The sequence below is a fragment of the Dietzia sp. IN118 genome (genome assembly GCF_032905965.1).
GTDB classification, from domain to species: domain Bacteria; phylum Actinomycetota; class Actinomycetes; order Mycobacteriales; family Mycobacteriaceae; genus Dietzia; species Dietzia kunjamensis.
Map to the genome: position 1 here is coordinate 1 of NZ_JAUMSR010000001.1, position 18,720 is coordinate 18,720.

At 68.0% G+C, this 18,720-nt stretch carries 19 protein-coding genes and 2 pseudogenes; 7 read left to right on the forward strand and 14 right to left on the reverse strand.

The features are described from left to right. The 4 genes and pseudogenes from Q2K20_RS00005 to Q2K20_RS00020 form a co-directional block, all read right to left on the reverse strand. Nucleotides 1-152: pseudogene (locus Q2K20_RS00005) on the reverse strand (2,3-dehydroadipyl-CoA hydratase); the annotation flags it as partial. Continuing rightward, complete coding sequence (locus Q2K20_RS00010) at nt 149-1,822, reverse strand: long-chain-fatty-acid--CoA ligase (protein ID WP_096906541.1); 1,674 nt, start codon at nt 1,820-1,822, stop codon at nt 149-151. The pseudogene Q2K20_RS00005 and the gene Q2K20_RS00010, both read right to left, overlap by 4 nt. Before the next feature lie 51 nt (nt 1,823-1,873). Beyond that, the gene (locus Q2K20_RS00015) at nt 1,874-3,079 is read right to left on the reverse strand and encodes a thiolase family protein (RefSeq protein WP_069388659.1); all 1,206 of its coding nucleotides are present in this window, start codon (nt 3,077-3,079) and stop codon (nt 1,874-1,876) included. Then, on the reverse strand, nt 3,076-3,990 hold the full coding sequence (locus Q2K20_RS00020) for a CoA transferase (RefSeq protein ID WP_119193243.1): 915 nt from the start codon (nt 3,988-3,990) through the stop codon (nt 3,076-3,078). The genes Q2K20_RS00015 and Q2K20_RS00020 overlap by 4 nt, the downstream gene beginning before the upstream one ends. A 98-nt stretch (nt 3,991-4,088) precedes the next feature. Here Q2K20_RS00020 and Q2K20_RS00025 point away from each other — a divergent pair, with 98 nt between their 5' ends. Beyond that, complete coding sequence (locus Q2K20_RS00025) at nt 4,089-4,727, forward strand: TetR/AcrR family transcriptional regulator (protein ID WP_069388657.1); 639 nt, start codon at nt 4,089-4,091, stop codon at nt 4,725-4,727. A 116-nt stretch (nt 4,728-4,843) separates the two neighbouring features. Then, the gene (locus Q2K20_RS00030) at nt 4,844-6,379 is read left to right on the forward strand and encodes a class I adenylate-forming enzyme family protein (RefSeq protein ID WP_069388656.1); all 1,536 of its coding nucleotides are present in this window, start codon (nt 4,844-4,846) and stop codon (nt 6,377-6,379) included. A 287-nt stretch (nt 6,380-6,666) separates the two neighbouring features. On the opposite strand, the gene Q2K20_RS00035 is transcribed toward Q2K20_RS00030, so the two are convergent. Beyond that, entirely contained in the window at nt 6,667-7,386 is a 720-nt protein-coding gene (locus Q2K20_RS00035) for a haloacid dehalogenase type II (protein WP_096906545.1), read from the reverse strand. Nucleotides 7,387-7,469: 83 nt separating this feature from the next. Here Q2K20_RS00035 and Q2K20_RS00040 point away from each other — a divergent pair, with 83 nt between their 5' ends. Both Q2K20_RS00040 and Q2K20_RS00045 read left to right on the forward strand, forming a co-directional pair. Beyond that, the gene (locus Q2K20_RS00040) at nt 7,470-8,207 is read left to right on the forward strand and encodes a hypothetical protein (protein WP_096906546.1); all 738 of its coding nucleotides are present in this window, start codon (nt 7,470-7,472) and stop codon (nt 8,205-8,207) included. A gap of 49 nt (nt 8,208-8,256) precedes the next feature. Further along, nucleotides 8,257-8,622 carry a DUF1330 domain-containing protein gene (locus Q2K20_RS00045; RefSeq protein ID WP_007633060.1) on the forward strand — a complete coding sequence of 122 codons (366 nt, stop codon included), beginning with the start codon at nt 8,257-8,259 and terminating at the stop codon, nt 8,620-8,622. Between the two features lie 75 nt (nt 8,623-8,697). Here Q2K20_RS00045 and Q2K20_RS00050 read toward each other — a convergent pair whose 3' ends face one another. The 9 genes from Q2K20_RS00050 to Q2K20_RS00090 all read right to left on the reverse strand — a co-directional run bounded on the left by Q2K20_RS00050 (nt 8,698) and on the right by Q2K20_RS00090 (nt 17,282). Further along, nucleotides 8,698-10,101 (reverse strand): MFS transporter, encoded by a 1,404-nt coding sequence (locus Q2K20_RS00050; RefSeq protein WP_317176496.1) that lies wholly within the window; start codon nt 10,099-10,101, stop codon nt 8,698-8,700. After that, nucleotides 10,098-10,541, reverse strand: a complete 444-nt coding sequence (locus tag Q2K20_RS00055) for a MarR family winged helix-turn-helix transcriptional regulator (RefSeq protein WP_227022445.1) — start codon at nt 10,539-10,541, stop codon at nt 10,098-10,100. Before Q2K20_RS00055 ends, Q2K20_RS00050 begins: the two co-directional genes overlap by 4 nt. Nucleotides 10,542-10,617: 76 nt before the next feature. Next, on the reverse strand, nt 10,618-11,943 hold the full coding sequence (locus Q2K20_RS00060) for a lipase family protein (protein ID WP_069388651.1): 1,326 nt from the start codon (nt 11,941-11,943) through the stop codon (nt 10,618-10,620). Between the two features lie 440 nt (nt 11,944-12,383). After that, nucleotides 12,384-12,863 (reverse strand): APC family permease, encoded by a 480-nt coding sequence (locus tag Q2K20_RS00065; RefSeq protein WP_007633049.1) that lies wholly within the window; start codon nt 12,861-12,863, stop codon nt 12,384-12,386. A 121-nt stretch (nt 12,864-12,984) separates the two neighbouring features. Continuing rightward, nucleotides 12,985-13,413, reverse strand: a complete 429-nt coding sequence (locus Q2K20_RS00070; RefSeq protein WP_096906548.1) for a ChaB family protein — start codon at nt 13,411-13,413, stop codon at nt 12,985-12,987. 18 nt (nt 13,414-13,431) lie between these two features. After that, nucleotides 13,432-13,914 carry a hypothetical protein gene (locus Q2K20_RS00075; RefSeq protein ID WP_096906549.1) on the reverse strand — a complete coding sequence of 161 codons (483 nt, stop codon included), beginning with the start codon at nt 13,912-13,914 and terminating at the stop codon, nt 13,432-13,434. Beyond that, nucleotides 13,911-16,319 carry a molybdopterin oxidoreductase family protein gene (locus Q2K20_RS00080; protein ID WP_227022444.1) on the reverse strand — a complete coding sequence of 803 codons (2,409 nt, stop codon included), beginning with the start codon at nt 16,317-16,319 and terminating at the stop codon, nt 13,911-13,913. Before Q2K20_RS00080 ends, Q2K20_RS00075 begins: the two co-directional genes overlap by 4 nt. Before the next feature lie 146 nt (nt 16,320-16,465). Then, nucleotides 16,466-16,783 carry a YrhK family protein gene (locus Q2K20_RS00085; protein WP_043568772.1) on the reverse strand — a complete coding sequence of 106 codons (318 nt, stop codon included), beginning with the start codon at nt 16,781-16,783 and terminating at the stop codon, nt 16,466-16,468. A gap of 94 nt (nt 16,784-16,877) precedes the next feature. Then, nucleotides 16,878-17,282: a four-helix bundle copper-binding protein gene (locus Q2K20_RS00090; RefSeq protein ID WP_096906550.1), complete on the reverse strand. Its 405-nt coding sequence runs from the start codon at nt 17,280-17,282 to the stop codon at nt 16,878-16,880. Between the two features lie 401 nt (nt 17,283-17,683). On the opposite strand from Q2K20_RS00090, the pseudogene Q2K20_RS00095 reads away from it, so the two are divergent. The 3 genes and pseudogenes from Q2K20_RS00095 to Q2K20_RS00105 form a co-directional block, all read left to right on the forward strand. Beyond that, a pseudogene (locus tag Q2K20_RS00095) lies at nt 17,684-17,914 on the forward strand (tellurite resistance protein permease); the annotation flags it as partial. Between the two features lie 70 nt (nt 17,915-17,984). Beyond that, on the forward strand, nt 17,985-18,317 hold the full coding sequence (locus Q2K20_RS00100) for a hypothetical protein (RefSeq protein WP_253695454.1): 333 nt from the start codon (nt 17,985-17,987) through the stop codon (nt 18,315-18,317). A gap of 163 nt (nt 18,318-18,480) precedes the next feature. Further along, entirely contained in the window at nt 18,481-18,669 is a 189-nt protein-coding gene (locus Q2K20_RS00105; RefSeq protein ID WP_007633035.1) for a hypothetical protein, read from the forward strand. Nucleotides 18,670-18,720: the final 51 nt, after the last annotated feature.

Consider the following 18,720-nt stretch of genomic DNA (forward strand, 5'->3'; position numbering starts at 1 on the left):
TCGGTCCGCAGCTCGGCGAGGTGCTTGTTCAAGGCGTCGAACACCGCGGCGTTCAGTGCATTCCGGGCCTCGGGTCGGTTGATGCGCAGGATCGCGACGGCGCCGCGTCGTTCGCTGAGGACCACGTCATCGTGTCCGTTCTGGCCGCTCATTCCTCGGCTCCCCGGTAGAGATCGGCGTGGTCGGTGCGCAGCGTCTTCTTGTCCAGCTTGCCGACGCTGGTGCGCGGCAGCGCGTCGGCGAAGATGACGATGTCGGGCAGTTGCCACTTGGCGAACTTGTCTTCCAACACGGCGTGGATGTCGTCGACGCCGAGATCGGCGCCGTCTTCCTGGACGACGATCGCAACCGGGCGCTCTTGCCACTTGGGGTGCTCGATCCCCACCACTGCGGCTTCGCGGACCTGTGGGTGGGCGACGATCGCATTTTCCATGTCGATCGAGGAGATCCATTCGCCGCCGCTCTTGACCACGTCCTTGATGCGGTCGGTCAGCTTGAGGTAACCGTCGGAGCGGATCGTGCCGGCATCGCCGCTGCGCCACCAACCGTCGGCGAACGCGTCGCCCTTGTCCTCCATCTTGTGGTACCGCTCGATGATCCACGGGCCACGCATGAGCACCTCGCCCTGGGAGACACCGTCGTGGGGTAGTTCGGTTCCGTCCGGTCCGACGACCTTAATGTCGATCCCGTTGACCAGCAGACCCTGGGCCCGCTTGAGATCCCACTTCTCGTCCTCGCTGAGCACGTCCCGCAGCGTGTGCTTCAGGCCTGCGTTGACGGTGACCAGCGGAGTGGTCTCCGTGGCGCCGTAGGCGTGGATGATGTCAGCACCGGTGAGGTCATGGAAGCCGCGCATGAGCGTCAGCGACGGTTCGGTCGCCCCGGACAGCAGACGGGCGCGGCTGAAGTCCGGGCGTGTCTTGAGTGTCCGGATGTAGTCGAGCATCGGCTCGAAGATGGCGGGGGCACCGTTGGCCACGGTGACGGACTCGGAGATCATCGCGTCAACCAGCGCAGAGGTGTCCTCGGCCGTATACCGCCCGGGCAGCACCACCTTCGCGGCCGAGTAGATGGCCGACTGCGGCAGTCCCCAGCCCTGGCCGTGGAACATCGGGGTGATGATCATGACGGTGTCGTCGTCACCCATCTTCAACTGCGCTGCCTCGGAGAGGGTGTGGAGGTAGATCCCGCGATGGGAGTAGTACACGCCCTTGGGGCGGCCGGTGGTGCCGGTGGTGTAGCACGCGCTGTACGCCGAGGTCTCGTCGATCATTGGCCAGTCGAAGCCCGGTTCCGCGGCCGTCAGCGCGTCTTCCCAGTGGACGACCCCGGGCAGGGTGGTGGAGATCTCCGAGAGTGGTTTGTCCGTCATGACCACCCACGTCTTCACCCCGACACCCTGCTCGACCAGCGCCTCAGCCACGGGCAGTAGGGACTCGTCGACCAGCACGATCGAGGCTTCGGCGTGGTCGGTGACATATGCCAGGTCCACCGGGGCGAGGCGCAGGTTCATCTGCAGCATCACCGATGCGATACCGGGAATCGCCCAGTACAGCTCCATATGGCGTTTAGAGTTCCAATCCAGGATTCCCACCACCGTTCCGGGCCCGGCACCCAGCCCGGTCAGCGCGTGGGCTGACTTCCCGACCCGCTCGAACATGTCGGCGTAGGTGTAGCGGTCCCAGCCCCCGTCGACGGTGCGAAATACGATCTCCTGCTCGGGGTAGGTCCGGGTGGAGTGCCGCAGCAGGGTCGTGGTGTTGAGCTGATAACTGTCACCGTGTGTCGACGGCAGACCGGTGACGATGGGGTGGGACGTCATGGTGGTGCTCCTCAGTGGGGCTGGGACGGTGGCTGGGACGGACGGGACTCGTCAGAGGCGTTCGATGATGGTGGTGTTAGCGGTGCCGTGGGCTTCGCAGATGGTCTGTAGTCCGTATCGGCTGCCGGTGCGTTCGAGCTCGGTCAGCAGGTCGGTCATCATGCGGGCGCCGGTGGATCCGAGGGGGTGGCCCACGGCCACCGAGCCGCCGTTGACGTTGAGTTTGTCGTCGGGGACGCCGAACTCTCTTTGGAACATCAGCGGCACGCCGGCGAACGCTTCGTTGACCTCGAACAGGTCGATGTCGTCCACCGTGAGCCCCGACCGGTGAAGGGCCTTGCGGGTGGACTCGAGGATTGCGGTGAACTGGATGATCGGATCGGCCGCCGCGACCGCGTGGACCACGAAGCGGGCGCGGGGGGTGAGCCCGTTGGCCTCGGCGAACTCGCGGTCGGCGATGAGCAGTGCGGCGGCGCCGTCGCTGAGCTGGGAGGAGTTGGCTGCGGTGGTCTTGCCGTCCTCGGCGAACACTGTCCGCAGGGACGCCATCTTCTCCGGGTCGAGCTCGGCCCGGATCCCCTCATCCGCGGTAACGGGCTCGCTGGAGTCATCGAGCGGGTCGCGGCGCAGCGGAACCAGCTGGGTCTCGAAGCGGCCGTCGCGGGTGGCGGCCAGCGCCCGCTCGTGGCTCCGGCGGCTGAACGCGTCGAGTTCCTCTCGGCTGAGGTCGAAGCGGGTGTTCATCAGCTCACTGGACGGGCCTTGCACCAGCAGTCCGCCGTCGTAGCGGGCCAGTTCCCGGGGGGAGTACTGCGGGCCGAGCGGGGCTCCGGGCTGTAGGGACGACGGCAGTGCCACCTGCGACATCGACTCCACGCCGCATGCGATGGCGAGGTCGTAGGACCCCGCCTCCACACCGTGGGCGGCAAATGCCACAGCTTGTTGCCCCGAGCCGCACTGTCGGTCCACGGTCACTGCCGGCACCGAATCGGGCAGGCCGGAGGAGAGCACTGCATGGCGGGCGATGTTGGAGCTCTGCTGGTCGTGCGTCATCACACATCCGGCGATCACGTCGTCGATCTTCTCCGGCGCCACATCACTGCGGCGAACCAGTTCCTTGAGGGTGGCCCCCAGCAGATCGGCGGGATGCCAGGCGGCCAGCGCCCCGCCGCGCTTGCCGACCGGTGTCCGGACGGCATCGATGATCACGGCCTCGCGGGTGGTGCGGAAGCTACGGGGCTGGGGGGAGTCGGTCATGACTGGGTCCTTCCTCGGGGTGGTCGGGTGGTGGTCGCCGTGAGCGCGTGGGTGGTCTGCGCTGTGGCCGGCCGGGCATGGCGAACGGCGCTGAGCGGGATGTCGTGGCGCGCGGCCAGATCCTCCCAGTGGGCCGTGGGGTGCGCGCTGAAGGCGCGGGCGTAGGCGGCGTATGTGCCGTCACAATCGAGTACCTCTCTGATGTGGACCTCGAAGTGCGGCTCGAGTGCCCCCAGAGCGATATGGCCGTCGGCGGTGGCATAGATGTTGTAGGAGGGCAGAGCCCCGCCCAGTGGTGCTCCATCGCCGAACAGTCCGTGTCGGAGGGCGGCCGCGGAGTCGTACGCGGCCGCGTCGAGAGTGATGCGTTGATGTCCACCGGAGTCGTGCTGTCCCCGCGCCAGCAGCAGGGCCAGGGCGGCCGAGATGGCCCGCTCCCCACCGATGGTGTCGGCGACCGGGACCAGCGGCAGGTGTGGCGGTCGGATGGTGCCGTATCTTGCCTGATATGTCAGGTCGTGGCCCGCGACTTCCTCGTCGGCGCCGTCGTAGCCCACGATCTCCACATGACACAACCGCGGGAAGCGGTCGCCGAGGTTGCCGAGGCCGAGACGGCGAAGCGCTGACGGGCGCATGGCGGTCACCAACACGTCCGCCGTATCGAGCAGCCTGGTCAGCTCCTCCGGGCCGCTACCACTCTTGAGGTCGACCCGACGGACCTCCACCCCCTGTGTCAGTTCTGCGTACCAGGAGGGCGCGGCCACGGCCAAGGCGTCACCCGCCGGCGGCTCCACTTTGATCACCGCGGCGCCGAGGTCACTAAGGCCTGCTACGGCTAGCGGACCGGGCAGGTTGGTAGCCAATGAGACGACCTGTATGCCGGCTAGGGGTCGGAGCGATCGAAGACTCATTTCGGTGACTATACAAGCGGTCAGTAAACTTAGTCATCGTATAGCGCTAACGGTTGGCGCGTCCCCGTAGACTCGTTTATCAACGGAAGGGAGGCCGCGTGGACCGCCCCGCCCAGCATTTCGACGACCAAGACCTCACCGCCAAAGCGCGAATCCGCAACGCCGCTCTCGAGCTTTACGCGGCCAACGGCGAGGACCGCACACCGATGCGGGCAGTCGCGGCCGCCGCCGGGGTGACCGTCGGGCTGGTGGTTCATCACTACGGGTCCAAAGACGGCCTCCGCGAGGCTGTGGAGCAGATCGTCGTGGAACGTTTCGCGTCGGCCCTTGCTTCTGCCCCGACCGATGGGGCCGGCGAACAAATCGCTCGCGTCCGGAACGAGTCCGTCGCGGAAATGCTGGTCAGAAACCCGGAGGTGGTCAACTACCTCCGACAGGCGCTACTTGAACCCGGTGGCCGGCGGGGGCAACTGCTGGAGCGACTTACCGAACTCACCCACCGGGAGGTCGTTGCGATGCGCGAGACTGGCGCGGCCTCGCGAGGTCGCGCCGATTCCGTCCAGGTGGTCGACGTGATGATCAACCAGATGGGCCGGCTGTTCCTGCAGCCGCTGGTCGATGCCGTCTGGACTCACCTCGGGACCTTCACTCACACCGAGGGGCACAGCAAGCCCGAACTCGGCGTGAGCGTGTCCGAGGGTGGAGCTGTCGATCGTTTCCCCGGGCCCGCCACCTGAGCCGCGTTTCCGGCTTCACTGAACATTTGTACAAGCACCGCGCTGGCGGTTACAGTTTCGGCTGTGTCCGGGGTCACATGTCCGATCCCGGAGTCTTCAACACCTCAGGAGTCACCATGGCCACTCTCGGAGGCGCCCTCGCGCTCAATGCCCGTCGGCACCCGGACAAAACTGCACTGATCTTCGGCGAGAGCATCTACTCGTATGAGCAGCTTGCGGCCCGGACCGATCAGTACGCGCATGCGTTGGCGTCGCTCGGAGTCGGTAAGGGCGACAGGGTGGCGCTGCTGAGCCCGAACTCCGATGCGTACGTCCTGGGCTTGTACGGAGCGTTCCGACTGGGGGCCATCGCTGTGCCTCTCAACCCTCGCGTGCCGGCCCGCGAACTTCGCTACCTGCTCGAGGACTCCGGTGCGACGGTGCTGCTGTATTCCGAGGAGCTCGCGGTGGTGGTGGCCGGTCTCGACGAGCTCGATCCGCTGCCGTCCGCGCCGCAAAGCCTGGTGCTGGACGAGGCCGCAGCGCAGGGCATCGCGCGGCTCGCAGACACCATGCCGACCACCGCGCCGGAGGCGGAGGTCATCGAGGACGACGACTGCATCATCCTCTACACCTCAGGCACGACCGGGCGCCCCAAGGGAGCGTTGTTCGACCACCACCGCATGCTGTGGGTGGGGAACTCGGTTTCCGCACTCGGCATGAATAGCTTCGACCGGAATCTGCACGTCGCGCCGATGTACCACTGCGCGGAGTTGGTCCTGTTCGTGATGTCAGGGTTCAGCCTGGGCACCACTCACGTGGTGCTGCCAGCGTTCGAGCCCAAGGCGGTCCTGGATGCGCTGGAGAAGCACCGCATCACCGTGTTCCTGGGCGTGCCCACCATGTACCAGATGCTGCTGCAGTACCCCGAACTCGGCACGCGCGATCTGTCCGCATGGCGGCTGGGCTTCTTTGGCGCCGCACCAATGCCGCCGAACGCGGCGACCAGCTTGCTCGCCACCTTGCCGCACGTGCAGTTCTTCCAGCTGTGCGGCCAGACCGAGGGCGGCCCGACCGGAATCTTCCTCACCCCGGACGAAGTACGCGCCCGCCCGGATGCCACCGGACGGATGTCCATCACCAATGCCGAGACGCGGATCGTCGATGACGAGGGCAACGACACCGCGGTCGGCGAGCCCGGGGAGATCATTTACCGAGGCGAGACCATCATGAAGGGCTACTGGAACAAACCCGAGGCCACCATGGATGCGCTCCGCAACGGCTGGCTGCACAGCGGCGACGTGGCGGTCCGGGACGCTGACGGGTTTATCACAATCGTTGATCGGATGAAAGACATGATCATCACGGGCGGGCGCAACGTCTACTCGGTGGAGGTCGAACAGGCCCTCGCCAGCCACCCGGACGTGGCCGATGTGGCGGTCGTCGGGCGGCCGGACGAGATGTTCGGGGAGAGCATCATCGCCGTCGTCACCCCGGTTGAGGGCCGCGACGTCGCCTTGGAGTCACTCCGCGAGTACGGATCCCAGTACATTGCGGGTTATAAGCTTCCGCGCGAGCTCATCACCCGGCCCATTCCGCGTAACCCCTCGGGGAAGATTCTCAAGCACGTGCTGCGCGATGCAATCACGGAAGGCGCAGTCGCCACCAACTAGCAATCGGATAGCTCGTTAGGTTCCTCTGCTGATCCACCTGCCATTTGGCCCGCTCGGGGAGGGGTCGAGTTCGCGGGATACTCGGCATCGTCTACTTGTCATAACGTCTGGTTATCGGTGCCGGCACGAGTGGCGCTTCGGCTTCGGCTTTCAGCAGGTGCGCGGGAACTGTTGGACCCCTCTATGGCATTGCATGGCGATAGGAACTCTCGCCCGCAGTGTGTTCTGAAGCCTCGCGCCGAGGGTTGCCCGAGACCCGCAGCCCAAGGGAATGGTCAACCGCTTTCTCAACTGAGGCGGCGGGCCAACTGCGTGATGTCCGTGACCTCGAGGTCCGGGTTGCTGAAGTGCTTCGGGTACACACCGTTGGTGCGGTTGATCCACGCCGTTGTCATGCCGAACCGGTGGGCGCCGTCGATGTCCCAGGGATGGACGGCCACGAGCATGGCGTCCGAGGGGGCAACAGCACACTGTTCGAGTGCGAACTCGTAGGCAGGGGCGGCTGGTTTCCACGCGCCGGCGGAGTCGACCGACAGCAGCAAGTCGAAGTCGCGTCGTACACCGGCTGACGTGAGGAGCTTCTCGGCGACGTGTGTCGAACCGTTGCTGAGGGTGACCAACCGGATCCCCAGCTCCGTCAACGCCGTGACGCCGTCGGCGACATCGGGATGGGGGTCGAGTCCGACGAACCCGCTCATAATGTGCTCGATCGCCTCGTCGAGAGGTCGGTTGAGCTCCACCTCCGACAGCATGACCTGCAGGAGCCCGGTACCGATGTCAGCGAACGGGCGAGCGGCGCCTGCGGCGGTGAGGGCGAAGCCGTCGCGCAGGAGGTCGGCGAACCACAGGGGATACATCGAGCCGGGTGCCCCGACGTCGGAGAACCGGGCCGCCATCGCCGTGGTGTCGGACAGGGTTTCGTTGACGTCGAACACGATCACCCGCGGGCGGCGAAGCCCAAGCCCGTCGCCCCGGTTCTGTTCGCGATCGGCTGGTGTGTCGGTCACGCGGAGTCCTCCTGGCCACCGGTTGTGCACCATGCTATTCGCCAGCGGGCTGCGCGGCCGGAACACCTGGCTAGGGTGGGCGCATGGACGCCGACATCAACTTCTACTTCGACCCGGTCTGCCCCTTCGCCTGGATGACCAGCAAATGGGTGCGCCAAGTACAAGCGCAGCGCGACTACACCGTCGACTGGCGGTTCATCTCGTTGCGCCTGGTCAACGCCGAGGTCGACTACGACGCGCACTTCCCCCCTGAGTACGAAGCCGGCCACACCGCCGGGCTGCGGCTCCTGAGAGTGGCGGCTCGGGCGCGAGCCGAGCACGGCCGGGAGGCGATGGCGCCGCTGTACGCCGCCTTCGGGGCGCGCATCTTCGACACCGCTCCGGACGCCGGCGACGACCGCAGCGAAGGCGACGAGCGTGAGCGGCGCGGCACGAGCGAGTTCGCCAGGCTGGTCCTCGCCGACGCTGGCCTGCCGCTCGAACTGGCGGACGCCGTCGACGACGAGTCGTGGGACGCCGAGATCCGCCGGGAGACCGACGAGGCGCTCTCGCTGACGGGCAAGGATGTGGGCACGCCCATCATCCACTTCGAACCACCGACCGGTGTCGCCTTCTTCGGACCCGTGATCAGCCGGCTGCCACACGAGGACTCGGCGGCCGAGCTCTGGGACCACGTGGTGGGGCTCGCCCGCTTCCCGGGTTTCGCCGAGCTCAAGCGCAGCCTGCGCGAGAAGCCGCAGCTCGCCGCGTTCGGAGTCGACGCGGACACGGTCGGCACGCAGGAGGACTGGCACGGCGGAAGCCGTCGGCAGAAGAAGTGAGGATGGCCGTTCGCGCCACAGCGGCGGAACTGGCGGAGATACTCGCCTGATGGCTATCGATCCCCGCGGAAGAGACCTCAAGCGCTACCTCGCCGACGACCCCGGCGGCCCGGTGGTGATGCTGAACCTGCTCCGGTTCGCCGATGGCGGGCGTGAGGACTACGCGAAGTACGCCGCGGCGCTGAACGAGACCTTCCTTCCCCGCTATGGCGCCGAGGTGCTCTACGCCGGTGACGGTTCCACAGCCCTGGTCGCCGAGACCGGCCAGGACTGGGATGCCGTTCTGCTGGTCCGGTACCCCAGCCGCGCCGCGTTCAGCGAGATGGTCGCCGACCCCGAATATCAGACCGTCACGGCACTGCGTACCAGCGCGTTGCAGGAAGCGGTGCTTCAGGCCACGACCCCCTGGGCCTGACTCCGACCCCGTAGGCACGTCGAATCCGACGCGCATGCCCGAGTGCGATCGCGCGCAGAATGCGGGACGCCGGGGCTACTGCTGGGCTCGTCGTCGTCGACCTGCGATGGCGTGAAGCACCAACGCGAGCATCACCGTCGCGCAGCAGATCACACCCACGCCGAACGCCATGGTGATGCCCTCGTCGGTCGAGTACGCGGAGTCGGAGGGGTGCGCGGCGAGGACGGCGGCCGACAGGGCCGCGCCGACCGCGCCGCCGACCGTGCGCAGCACCTGGTTGAAGCTCACCGCGCTGCCGAGCTGGTCCACCGCCACGCTGCGGGCGATGAGCGCGGGCATCGCGGCGTAACCCGAGCCGATCCCGGCGCCGAAGAGGAACATGCCGATCGCCAGCGTCCAGAAGTCGCCGTGCCGCAACCACAACAGCACCGACGCCACCGTCATCACGGCCGCGCCGACGGGGAGGAACACCGCCATGTCGTAGCGGCGGGACAGGGCACGGACCGTGCGGTTGGCCACGAGACTGCCCGCCGACAGCGGCGCCATCATGAAGCCCGCCCACATCAGCGGCACCGCCAGGCCGAAGCCGGTGTCGGCGGGTGCCTGCGCCACGAGGCTCGCGATGGACAACCCGATGTACATCGCGGTGCCCAGGCCGATCGCGGTGGCGTTGGCCAGCAGGACTTCCGGCCGGCGGACCGCGCGGAGGTTGACCAGGGGATGCAGGGTGCGGATGCTGTGCACGATCCAGAAGAGCAGCGTGTTCAGCGCGACCACGAGGACGACGAGCGCCGTCGCGGACCCCCAGCCCCAGATCTGCCCCTCGGAGATCCACAGCAGCAGCGCGGCCAGACCGCCGCCCAACAGCAGGGCCCCGCCGATGTCGAACGGCGTGCGGGGCGCGAGCGGATCGGGGCCCGCGGGGATGAATCGCCACACGCCGAACGCCGCGGTGGCCACGAACAGCGCCGCGAAGGCGAACGCGGCCCGCAGGTCGAACGTCGCCGCGAGGATGCCGGTGAGCGGGTAACCCAGCCCCATCCCCACCGACACCGTGACCGAGAGGGTCGAGATGGTGGGCTGCGATTCGGTGAAGGTGAGGTGCCGGCGGGCCAGGGCGATGGTGATGGGCACCGTGCCGTAGAGGAGCCCCTGCATCGCGCGGCCGATGAGGAAGACGGTGAAGTTCGGCGCGACGGTGGCGATGATGGACCCGAGGAAGATCACGCCGAGGCTGGTCAGGAGCAGCCTCCGGGTATGGGGACCATCGGCGAGGCGGCCCATGATCGGGGTCGCGACCGCGCCGACGAGCAGGTTGGCCGTGAGCATCCACTGCGCCGTGCTCACCGGGATGCCGAACTCCGCCGAGACCGACGGCACCAGCAGCATGCCGAGGGAACTGACGATCGAGCTGGTCAGGGCGGCGTAGACGAGGGCCTCGACGAACCAGCGGGGCGCCGGGCGCCGGTGAGGGGTCATCGGGCGTCCTCGGAGTCGAGGCGGCGGAGCAGGGGGACCGCGGCCGCGAGACGGTCGCGCTCGGCGTCATCGAGGTGGTCGGCGATCGCGTGAGCCAGCCAGTCCTGGCCCGCGGCGCGCTCGGTGCGGAGCTTCTCGCGCCCGCCTGTAGTGATGGTGACGAGGGTGCGTCGGCCGTCGGCGGGGTCCGGGCTGCGGGAGACCAGGCCCAGGTCGCGGAGTTCGCGGACGGCGTTGGCGACGGCCTGATGGCTGATCCGCTCAAGGCCTGCCAGGTCGGTCGCAGTCAGGGACCCGCGCTGCTCCAGGTGGGACAGGATCCCGACCTTGCCCATCGACAACGTCCGGTGGGAGTTGAACCGTCGCCACAGGGGGCGCAGCGCGTGGCGGAGATCGTCCGCCAGGGCGGCGATGTCGGGCGGCGGGTCGGTGGGCGTCACTCCGGCGAGTCTACAACCGAGTTGCGCAACCTGCTTGCATAAGGGCGGCGGGTCCGGCGCCGGGGCCCGCCCGGCCTCAGTAGGTTCCGCAGTTGCTCGACGCCGGGACTCCGTTGACGCGGTCGTCGAGGTACCGGAGGTTGCCCTCCAGACCGGTGAGCATGGGCACGGCGTGGCCGATCGCCAGACCGGGTGCGACGGGAGGCATCGGGTCGATGACCATGTCGACGGCGGCGCCCTGCGCGCACCAGTCTCGGCCGAGCTGCTGCGACTGGTGGCCGGGGACGACGTCGTCGTTGACGGGCGAGAGCACACGCACGGGCGTGGTCGGGGCAAGGCGGCCGATGCGCTGACGCTCGAGGAACGCCAGGATCTCGGGCTCGCTGCGCACGATGTCGCCGGCCGACAGGCCCGAGATCGTGAAGTCAGTGGTGCGCTGCTGGAAGAATTGGACCGCGGTCTCGCCGATGCACTGGTCAGAGGTGACGGCGAGCATGGCCCGGCCCCGGTCGTTGAAGTACGGGTTGATCAGGGGGCCCATCTCCGGGTAGGCGTCGATCAGGCTGTTGATCGCGTAGCCGATCGCCCCGGCGATGGCGGTGCCGTCGATCTGCTCGAGCGTGGCGAGCAGGTCGGCCGGCGGGGAGCCCGCGGCGGTACCCACCAAGTTGATCTCGGGCGCGTACTGCGGGTGGAGTTCGGCGGCCGCGGCCACCGCCCCGCCGCCCTGGGAGTAGCCGACGAACACGGTGCGGGCGTCCGGCTCGACGTCGGCGCCCGGTACCGACGACGCGGCGCGCGCGAGGTCGAGCACTGCGCGGGCCTGCGACTCGCGGTTGACGTACGAGTGCAGCCCAGGGGTGCCGAGCCCCTCGTAGTCGGTCATCGCGACGGCGTACCCGCGGGCGAGCAGCGCGTAGGTCTGGAACAGCTCGTAACCGAACCCGACTCCCGGCGGGTCGGTGCGGACGGTGGCCAGGTTCTGGAACGTCTTGGACGGCGCGCAGTGGTCGCCTTGCCCCTGGGTTCCGGGCGCCATCACGGCCAGGGGGCGGGTGCCCGGGCCGGTCCACGGTGCGCGCGGCTGCAGATAGGCGCCGGTCACGGCGATCGCCTGGTCGCGCGATCCGACGGAGGTGTACATGATGCGCTGCGCGTCGGTGGACAGCGGTCCGGCTGCATCGGAGATCGAGTCGGCGCCGGGGATCGGCGGGATCGCGGCGGCGAGGGGGAACGGCTCGGTCTTGATGAGCTCGCCGGAGGCTGCGGGCAGGTCCGCGGGCGGCTGGTAGAAGGCGGGCGCCGGGTCGTTGGACGATCCCTGCGCGCCGGCGGCGGGGGCGACCACGGCCCCTCCGGCGAATGCGGTGGCGATGGCGGTGGCGAATGCGGCTGCGCGCATTCCGGTTCGGCGAAGTTGCACGGTCCCCCCTGGGGCTGGTTGTGTTCTGTCTCACAAAATTGAGCTGAGTCTAACCTGAGTTCCGCAAGTTGACGTCGTTCCCGGCTGATTCGCTAGGTTTGCTGCAATTCATGAGGCTGAGCGTGTGGCGCGGGGGTCACCAATTGAGCGGGACCCGGGTTGGTGGGTCTGACAAGGCAGAGACCAAGACGTTGATCCCGGTCATCACCGCCTTCCGGGGGGGCGGCACACGATCGCTGACATGGTAGTCGTGGCCGATGTGGGGATGCTCTCGGCGGCTAACTTGAATGCCCTCGAGGAGGCCGACCGGGCCGAACCACTGAAGAAGCAACGGTTCGTCGAGGTCATCGGACAGAACGTCACCTCGGACGAGGCACCGAGCGAGCGGTCGCGCCAGGCGGCCGGCCACAAGGGGTACGTCAGCAATATCTACCCGGCCGTGATGGACGGTCCACGACCTGTGGAAGGTCGATCAGTCCGTCCGGACGGCCAAGTCCGATCTTGAGGCCAGGCCGGAATCCATCGAGGCGCACCCCCTGACGCAGCGATCGGACGGGAACGAGCGGCGTCAGCACCAGTGGCGCCACGAGCGTGGTCACGACCGTCTCCGGATCCAGGTCGGGGTCGAGGTCGCCGCGGTTCCTCCCGAGGAGGGACTCGGCGAGGATCATCGACACGTACATGAGAAGGGAGAACGAGCCGGCGATCACTGCGAGGCCGTACGCGGCCTCGAGCAGCATCGCGATACCACCGGACGACGGGGTGCTCGCCGAATTCCGGATGTACGAGTAGGCGCTGAAGTCCGCGACCACGGCCCCGGCGAACAACGCCCGTGGCATCAACCCGCCTGCCAGCTCGCCGACCTGGCCGCCCAGCGCGAGGATGCCGGCTCCGATCATGGCCCCCCGTGCCCGGCGCGACCGAGCCGGTGAGTGAGAGTGATTCCCGGGCACGGGCGTGGTCCATCTGTGGTCTCATCCTCGGTGCGAGGGGGCCGGGGCGGGACCCGTCCTGCCGGGCTCACGAGTCGTCTCGGCTCTCCCTCGTCTTCCGGTCGTTGGCCTTGCGCAGCGCCTCCACGAGCTCGTCCTTCGTCATGTCGGAGCGGCCCTCGATGTCGAGCCGCTGCGCCTGCTCGTAGAGGTGGTCCTTGCTGGCGTTGGCGTCCACCCCGCCCTTCGACTCTCCGGAGGGGTTCGGGCCGCCGCTCTCCGAGCGTGAATCCGAGGGTCCCTTGCCGTCCTTGGGCTCCCAGTGGTCGCCCACCTTCTCGTGCGTGTGCTTGACGGCGCTCCAGGCGGTCCGCGCGACACGGGACTCGTCGCTGTACTCCTCCTCCGCCGAGTCATAGGCCTTGGCGAAGGTGTCCTTGGCCTTCTGGTCGCTTCGCTGCAGCGTCGAGGGCAGCTCGCTGTCCTTCGCGTTCCCGTCGCTGTCTGTCTTCGGCATGGCGATTCCTCTCGTTTGTCAGCTCACCAGGATCTGGGTGGCGGTCTCTTTGAGCTTGGCCTGGGCCCATGTGGCCTGGCGCGTGGTCTGGGGTTGGCATTTCTCCGCGACTTCGAGAAGGTCGCGGTGCCGTAGGCCCTGCGCGGCCTGGGCGATGAGGAGCCAGTCCATGGCGACCCCGGAGGCCTCCATGTAGACGGTCCGTAGGTCCTCGAGCAGGAGCAGCTCCGGGGTGTGGTGTCTGCCGAGCAGTTCGCTGCCCTTCTCCCGCGCCCGTTCGGCCAGTCCGAGTTCGAGTCGGGGGGCGGGGTCGAGGTCCTGGCCGTAGTCGCCACCGATCCGGGCGATCCCGGCGATGTGGCTGCGGGACCAGCCCACCAGGTCCCGTGCGACGTGGTAGATCTCATGATCGACCTTGTGGCGCTCGGAAACCTGCAGAAGTTTGTGCGCGAGCCCGACCTCGGAGCGGTGTAGTTCGCGGAGAACGGGTCCGAGCCTCATGTCGGGCCTCCTGTCGATACGCGTGTCGGGCGGCCACGGGAGGTGGTGTCGCGGTCGGCGACCCGGGCGATGCGTGCGGCGGCGGTCTTGAAGATCGGCTGTTTGGAGGCGGGGTCCCAGTCCGTGGGGGTCAGCTCGTTGGCCGCCGTCCCCACGGCGTCGCCCTCCGGTCCGGCGCTGTCGCCGGTGTCCCAGTAGCCGTAATGGAACGGCAGGAAGATCACTCCCGGTCGGATCCCGGTGATCCGGGCGGCCGCCCGCACCCGTCCGCGGGGGGTGGCGATCTCCGTGAGGTCTCCCTCGGTGATGCCGGCGGCCGCGGCGTCGGCGGCGCAGATCTCCACCCACACCTGCGGAGCGGCTGCCTGCAACTCGGGGGCTCTGCCGGTCTTGGTGCGGGTGTGGAAGTGGTAGATGGTCCGGCCCGTGATCAGCTGCAGGGGGAAGTGCTCGTCGGGCGGTTCGTGCGCGGGGAGGTATTCCGCGCCCTTGAGCATCGCCTTGCCCTCCGGATTCATCGCCGTGTACTCGGTGGCGTCCTTGGGGGCGCCGGTGACCAGGTCGCGACCGTAGTTCTCGCAGTAATCCGGGTCCGCCCAGAACTTCCCGTCCGAATAGAGCCGCTCGGTGCCGTCGGGGTTGTCGTCGTTGCACGGCCACTGGATACCGGAGCCGCCGCGCAGTCTGTCGTAGGTCAGCCCGGTGTAGTCGCACGGCCGGCCGGCGGTGCAGTCCTTCCACGCCTCGAACGCCGATTCGGGGTCGTGCCACTTGACCAGCGGCCCGCCGTCCTTGTCCTTGAGCCCCAGGCGGTGGGCGAAGTCGATGAAGATGTCCAGGTCGGCCCTGGCCTGGCCGGGCGGATCGACGGCCTTCTCCGACAGGTGCACCGTCCGGTCGGTGTTGGTGAACGTGCCGGTCTTCTCGCCCCATGTGGCGGCCGGCAGGACGACATCGGCGAGCCTGGCGGTCTCGGTGAGGAAGATGTCCTGCACCACCAGTGTCAGTCGCTCCTGGGACAGGATCGAGCGGATGCGTGTGAGTTCCGGCAGGGAGACGGCCGGGTTGGTGCCGCTGACCCACAACAGCCGGATCGAACCGTCCTCCACATACCGCATAATCTGCATGGCGTGGGTGGGTGCCGAGTAATGCGGGATGTCCATCGGGTCGACGTTCCACACCCGGGCCAGGTGCTGCACGTGCGAGGTGTTGGACCAGTTCCGGAAGGCCGCCAGGTCGCCGTCGGCGCCACACTCACGGGTGTTCTGGGCGGTGGGCTGGCCGTTCATCTGCAGCACGCCGCACCCGGGCCGGCCGAGCATCCCGCGCAGCAGGTGGATGTTGTTGACCTGCACAGCGGCCGCGGTGGCCTGGTTGGACTGGTAGAAACCCTGCAGCACCGTGGACATCAGCCGCTCGGCGCCCCCGATGAGCCGGGCGGCCCGGCGGATCTGCTCGGCCGGCACGTCACAGATCTCGGCCACCCGCTCCGGCGGGTAGTCGGCGACCTGCTCGGCCAGTGACGAGTATCCGACCGTGTGCTGGTCGATGTAGTCGCGGTCGATGTGGCCGGCCTCGAGCAGTTCGTGGATCAGACCATTCATCAGCGCCAGGTTGGTGCCCGGCCTCGGGGTCAGATGGAGGGTGGCGTGCTCGGCGACCGGGGTGGGGCGTGGGTCCACGCACAGGATCGCGGGCGGGTCGTCCCCGGCCAGACGATCCAGGATCCGCATCCAGGTCACGCTCTGCGTCTCGGCCATGTTGTGTCCGTAGAGGCAGACGACGTCGGCGTGGTCGATGTCGGCGTACGAGCCGGGCTGACCGTCACATCCGAAGGACGCCTTGAGCGCCGCGGCGGCCGTCGCGGTGCACAGCCGGGTGTTGCCGTCGACGTGGTTGGTGCCGATGCCACCGTGGGCGATCACACCGAGGGTGTAGTACTCCTCGGCGAAGAGTTGCCCGGTGGTGTAGAAACCGATCGCGCTGGGGCCCTGCTCGTCCAGCAACTCGGTGGTCCGGCCGACGACCCGGTCCATCGCCGTGTCCCAGTCGGTCTCCACCAATACGCCGTTCTCGCGTACCAGCGGGCGGGTCAGCCGGTCCGGTGAGGAGTTCGCCTGCCAGCCGTAGAGGTCCTTGACCCCCAGTCGTCCGCGATTGACCCGGTCGTCGGCACGTCCACGCACCCCGCAGATTCGGTCGTCCTTCACGGCGATGTCCAGTCCGTCGCCGTTGGAGTGCAGGATCGACGCCGTCTGTACCCAGCGGTCGACATCCGCCTCGGCCATTCCGTCGGCCAGGTAGGTGTCCACTCGGACCGGCCACTGCTCGCCGGGGCCGTAGGGGGTGCGTTCGCCCCAGGGGCGTTCCACTCGATCGGGGGCTGACTGATTCCCGTGTGACATTGACATTCCTCGCGACGAGGTCTGTGGGCTGCTTGCCGACCGTACGCGCGGCCCGGCGAACGGACCACCGGAACGGCGTGAAGAGCCCGGACCGGAGACGCCATGGAGTGTCTCTCGGAGCGGTTCGCGGGCGGTGGCGTTTCGGCTCAGTAGTCGTAGTCGCTGCCGTGGTTCCCCGAGTTCGTGCCGATCCGCTTCAGGTGGACCCGACGGGCGAGACGGATGGCCGGTCGTGCGAGGAACTCCAGAGAGCCGAGCAGGAACAACCAGGTGCCGATGGTCTGTGTGGAGTCGAAGAAGAACAGGACGCTGCCCACGAGGAAGAACAGGGCTATCAGAACGTCATTGGCGATCGACAGCGTCTCGTAGCGGTCGTTGATGACCACTTCCTCGCGCCCGACGAGAAGCCGGAGCGATGAGGAACCGGGGGACGGTCCGCTGCTGGTGTGAGTGTTGGTGCTCATGAAAACGCAACCTCTTAAGAGAGTCGGCGCGTCCGGCGGCCGCGTGACCACCGGGGACGGAGTGCGACGTGGACCTCCGGGGGAGGTGGAGAGATCAGCCGATGGCTCCGAGTAGGTCGGTGCAGGCCTTCTCGCAGCGTCGGCACGCTTCGGCGCAGATCCTGCAGTGCTCGTGCATGCTCGCGTGGCTCTCACACTCGTCTGCGCAGCTCGCGCACGCGGCGCGGCACGCGGTGAGCAGTTCCTTGGCGGTGCCCAAGTCGCTGCCGGTCCGGCGGCTCAGCACCGAGGCGGTGGTCGCGCACACGGCAGCGCAGTCGTGATCGGTGCGGATGCAGTCACGCAGGTCGGCGACCGAGTCCTCGGCGAGACACGCATCCGCGCACGCGGCGCACGTGACCGCGCACGCGGCGGCGGCGTCGATTGCCTCGGCGAGGTGGTCCACCTGCAGATCCGCAGTCGGATTGGGGTGGGTGGTGATGATCGAGCTGATGCTCATGGGTTCCTCCGCTTCGTCGTCTCACTGCCGAGTAGCAGGAGCATGGCTTGTCGAATCGGACGGCCGGGATGGTGATCGGCGGTAGCACGGCGCTACAGCCTCGCTCCCCGGCTCGTAGGCGTCCACGACGCTACGCCGACCGCGAGGACGTCACCACCGAGAGAATCACTCGCCGCTGATGGAGCGGTTAGCCCCGAGTGGACGGGCTCGTAGGGTGCGGGGATAAAGATCCCGCCGTTGTTGTGGAATACCGCTCCGCCGTGGGTGACGCTCGCTTTCTTCGCCTGGCAGTAGCGGGGACCGCCCCGGCGCCCACGGCGATGATCTTCAGGAGGTCGATGGTGACGAGCCGCATACGGGAGGCCGTCATGGGGCTGCCGCCGGGAGCTTTCGCCTTCGTGATGGCGACGGGGATCCTCTCGGTCGGACTGTCCCGGCAGGAACTGGCGGGGGCGTCGCGCATCGGCCTCGTCCTGGCCGGCACCGCCTGGGTGGCTCTTCTCATGCTCACGGCAGGCCGACTTCTCTGGTATCGCGACCGGGTCGTGGCCGATATCCATGACCCCGGCCGCGCCTTCGGGTTCTTCACGCTCGCGGCGGGGACGAATGTGCTCGCCGTCCGACTGGCCGACGATTACCGCCTTCTCGCGGTGGGGCTGCTCGCTCTCGGCTTCGTCACCGGGCTGCTGCTCGCCCTATGCGGTGCCCTGGACCGCAGTCCTGTCCCGGACCGAGCGACCGGTGCTGTCCGAGGCCGATGGGACCTGGTTCATCTGGGTGGTCGCCGTCCAGTCCATCGCCACCGCGTCGGCCAGTCTCGAACCTCTGGTGCCCACCGGGAGAGGCGAACTCGCCGTCGTAGCGGTGGTGGCATGGTCGGTGGGGATCGTTCTCTACGCCGCCTGTGCGGTGTTCGTGGCCCTGCGTCTCATGCTCTATCCGCTGCGGCCACGGGATCTTGACCCGCCGTACTGGGTGGCGATGGGCGCCGCGGCGATCACGGTGGTCGCCGCGGCGCCAAAATCGTCGAGCTGACGTCCGCCCCGATGGTGGACGCGACGGCCGGACTCATTTCTGGACTTACCGTGCTGTGGTGGGCCTGGGCGACTTGGCTGATCCCGCTTCTCATCTCGGCCGGGGTGTGGAGACACGTGGTGCACCACATTCCGCTGCGTACGAGTCGTCCTGGTGGAGCGTCGTGTTCCCGCTCGGCATGTACGCCGTCGCCGGGATGTATGTGGGGCGGGCCGATTCACTGCCGATCGTGGAGCAGATCGGTGCGGCGTGGATGTGGGTCGCCCTCCTCGCGTGGCTCGTCGCCACCGCGATGATGGTGTGGTCCTGGTTCAGACCCCGTCACGGTGAGCGCGCCGACGACACAGGGTAGGCGAGGTGGGCACCCACCGCGGCCAACCGTCCGCGCTGCGGCCCTGCTGTG

Excerpts from the sequence above, each read along its gene's own strand:
- Q2K20_RS00030 (WP_069388656.1), top strand. The coding sequence starts at position 4,844 with ATGGCCACTCTCGGAGGCGCCCTCGCGCTCAATGCCCGTCGGCACCCG.
- Q2K20_RS00085 (WP_043568772.1), bottom strand. The coding sequence starts at position 16,783 with ATGAGCACCAACACTCACACCAGCAGCGGACCGTCCCCCGGTTCCTCA.
- Q2K20_RS00050 (WP_317176496.1), bottom strand. The coding sequence starts at position 10,101 with ATGACCCCTCACCGGCGCCCGGCGCCCCGCTGGTTCGTCGAGGCCCTC.
- Q2K20_RS00020 (WP_119193243.1), bottom strand. The coding sequence starts at position 3,990 with ATGAGTCTTCGATCGCTCCGACCCCTAGCCGGCATACAGGTCGTCTCA.
- Q2K20_RS00080 (WP_227022444.1), bottom strand. The coding sequence starts at position 16,319 with ATGTCACACGGGAATCAGTCAGCCCCCGATCGAGTGGAACGCCCCTGG.
- Q2K20_RS00075 (WP_096906549.1), bottom strand. The coding sequence starts at position 13,914 with ATGAGGCTCGGACCCGTTCTCCGCGAACTACACCGCTCCGAGGTCGGG.
- Q2K20_RS00040 (WP_096906546.1), top strand. The coding sequence starts at position 7,470 with ATGGACGCCGACATCAACTTCTACTTCGACCCGGTCTGCCCCTTCGCC.
- Q2K20_RS00010 (WP_096906541.1), bottom strand. The coding sequence starts at position 1,822 with ATGACGTCCCACCCCATCGTCACCGGTCTGCCGTCGACACACGGTGAC.
- Q2K20_RS00090 (WP_096906550.1), bottom strand. The coding sequence starts at position 17,282 with ATGAGCATCAGCTCGATCATCACCACCCACCCCAATCCGACTGCGGAT.
- Q2K20_RS00060 (WP_069388651.1), bottom strand. The coding sequence starts at position 11,943 with ATGCGCGCAGCCGCATTCGCCACCGCCATCGCCACCGCATTCGCCGGA.
- Q2K20_RS00065 (WP_007633049.1), bottom strand. The coding sequence starts at position 12,863 with ATGATCGGAGCCGGCATCCTCGCGCTGGGCGGCCAGGTCGGCGAGCTG.
- Q2K20_RS00015 (WP_069388659.1), bottom strand. The coding sequence starts at position 3,079 with ATGACCGACTCCCCCCAGCCCCGTAGCTTCCGCACCACCCGCGAGGCC.
- Q2K20_RS00070 (WP_096906548.1), bottom strand. The coding sequence starts at position 13,413 with ATGCCGAAGACAGACAGCGACGGGAACGCGAAGGACAGCGAGCTGCCC.
- Q2K20_RS00045 (WP_007633060.1), top strand. The coding sequence starts at position 8,257 with ATGGCTATCGATCCCCGCGGAAGAGACCTCAAGCGCTACCTCGCCGAC.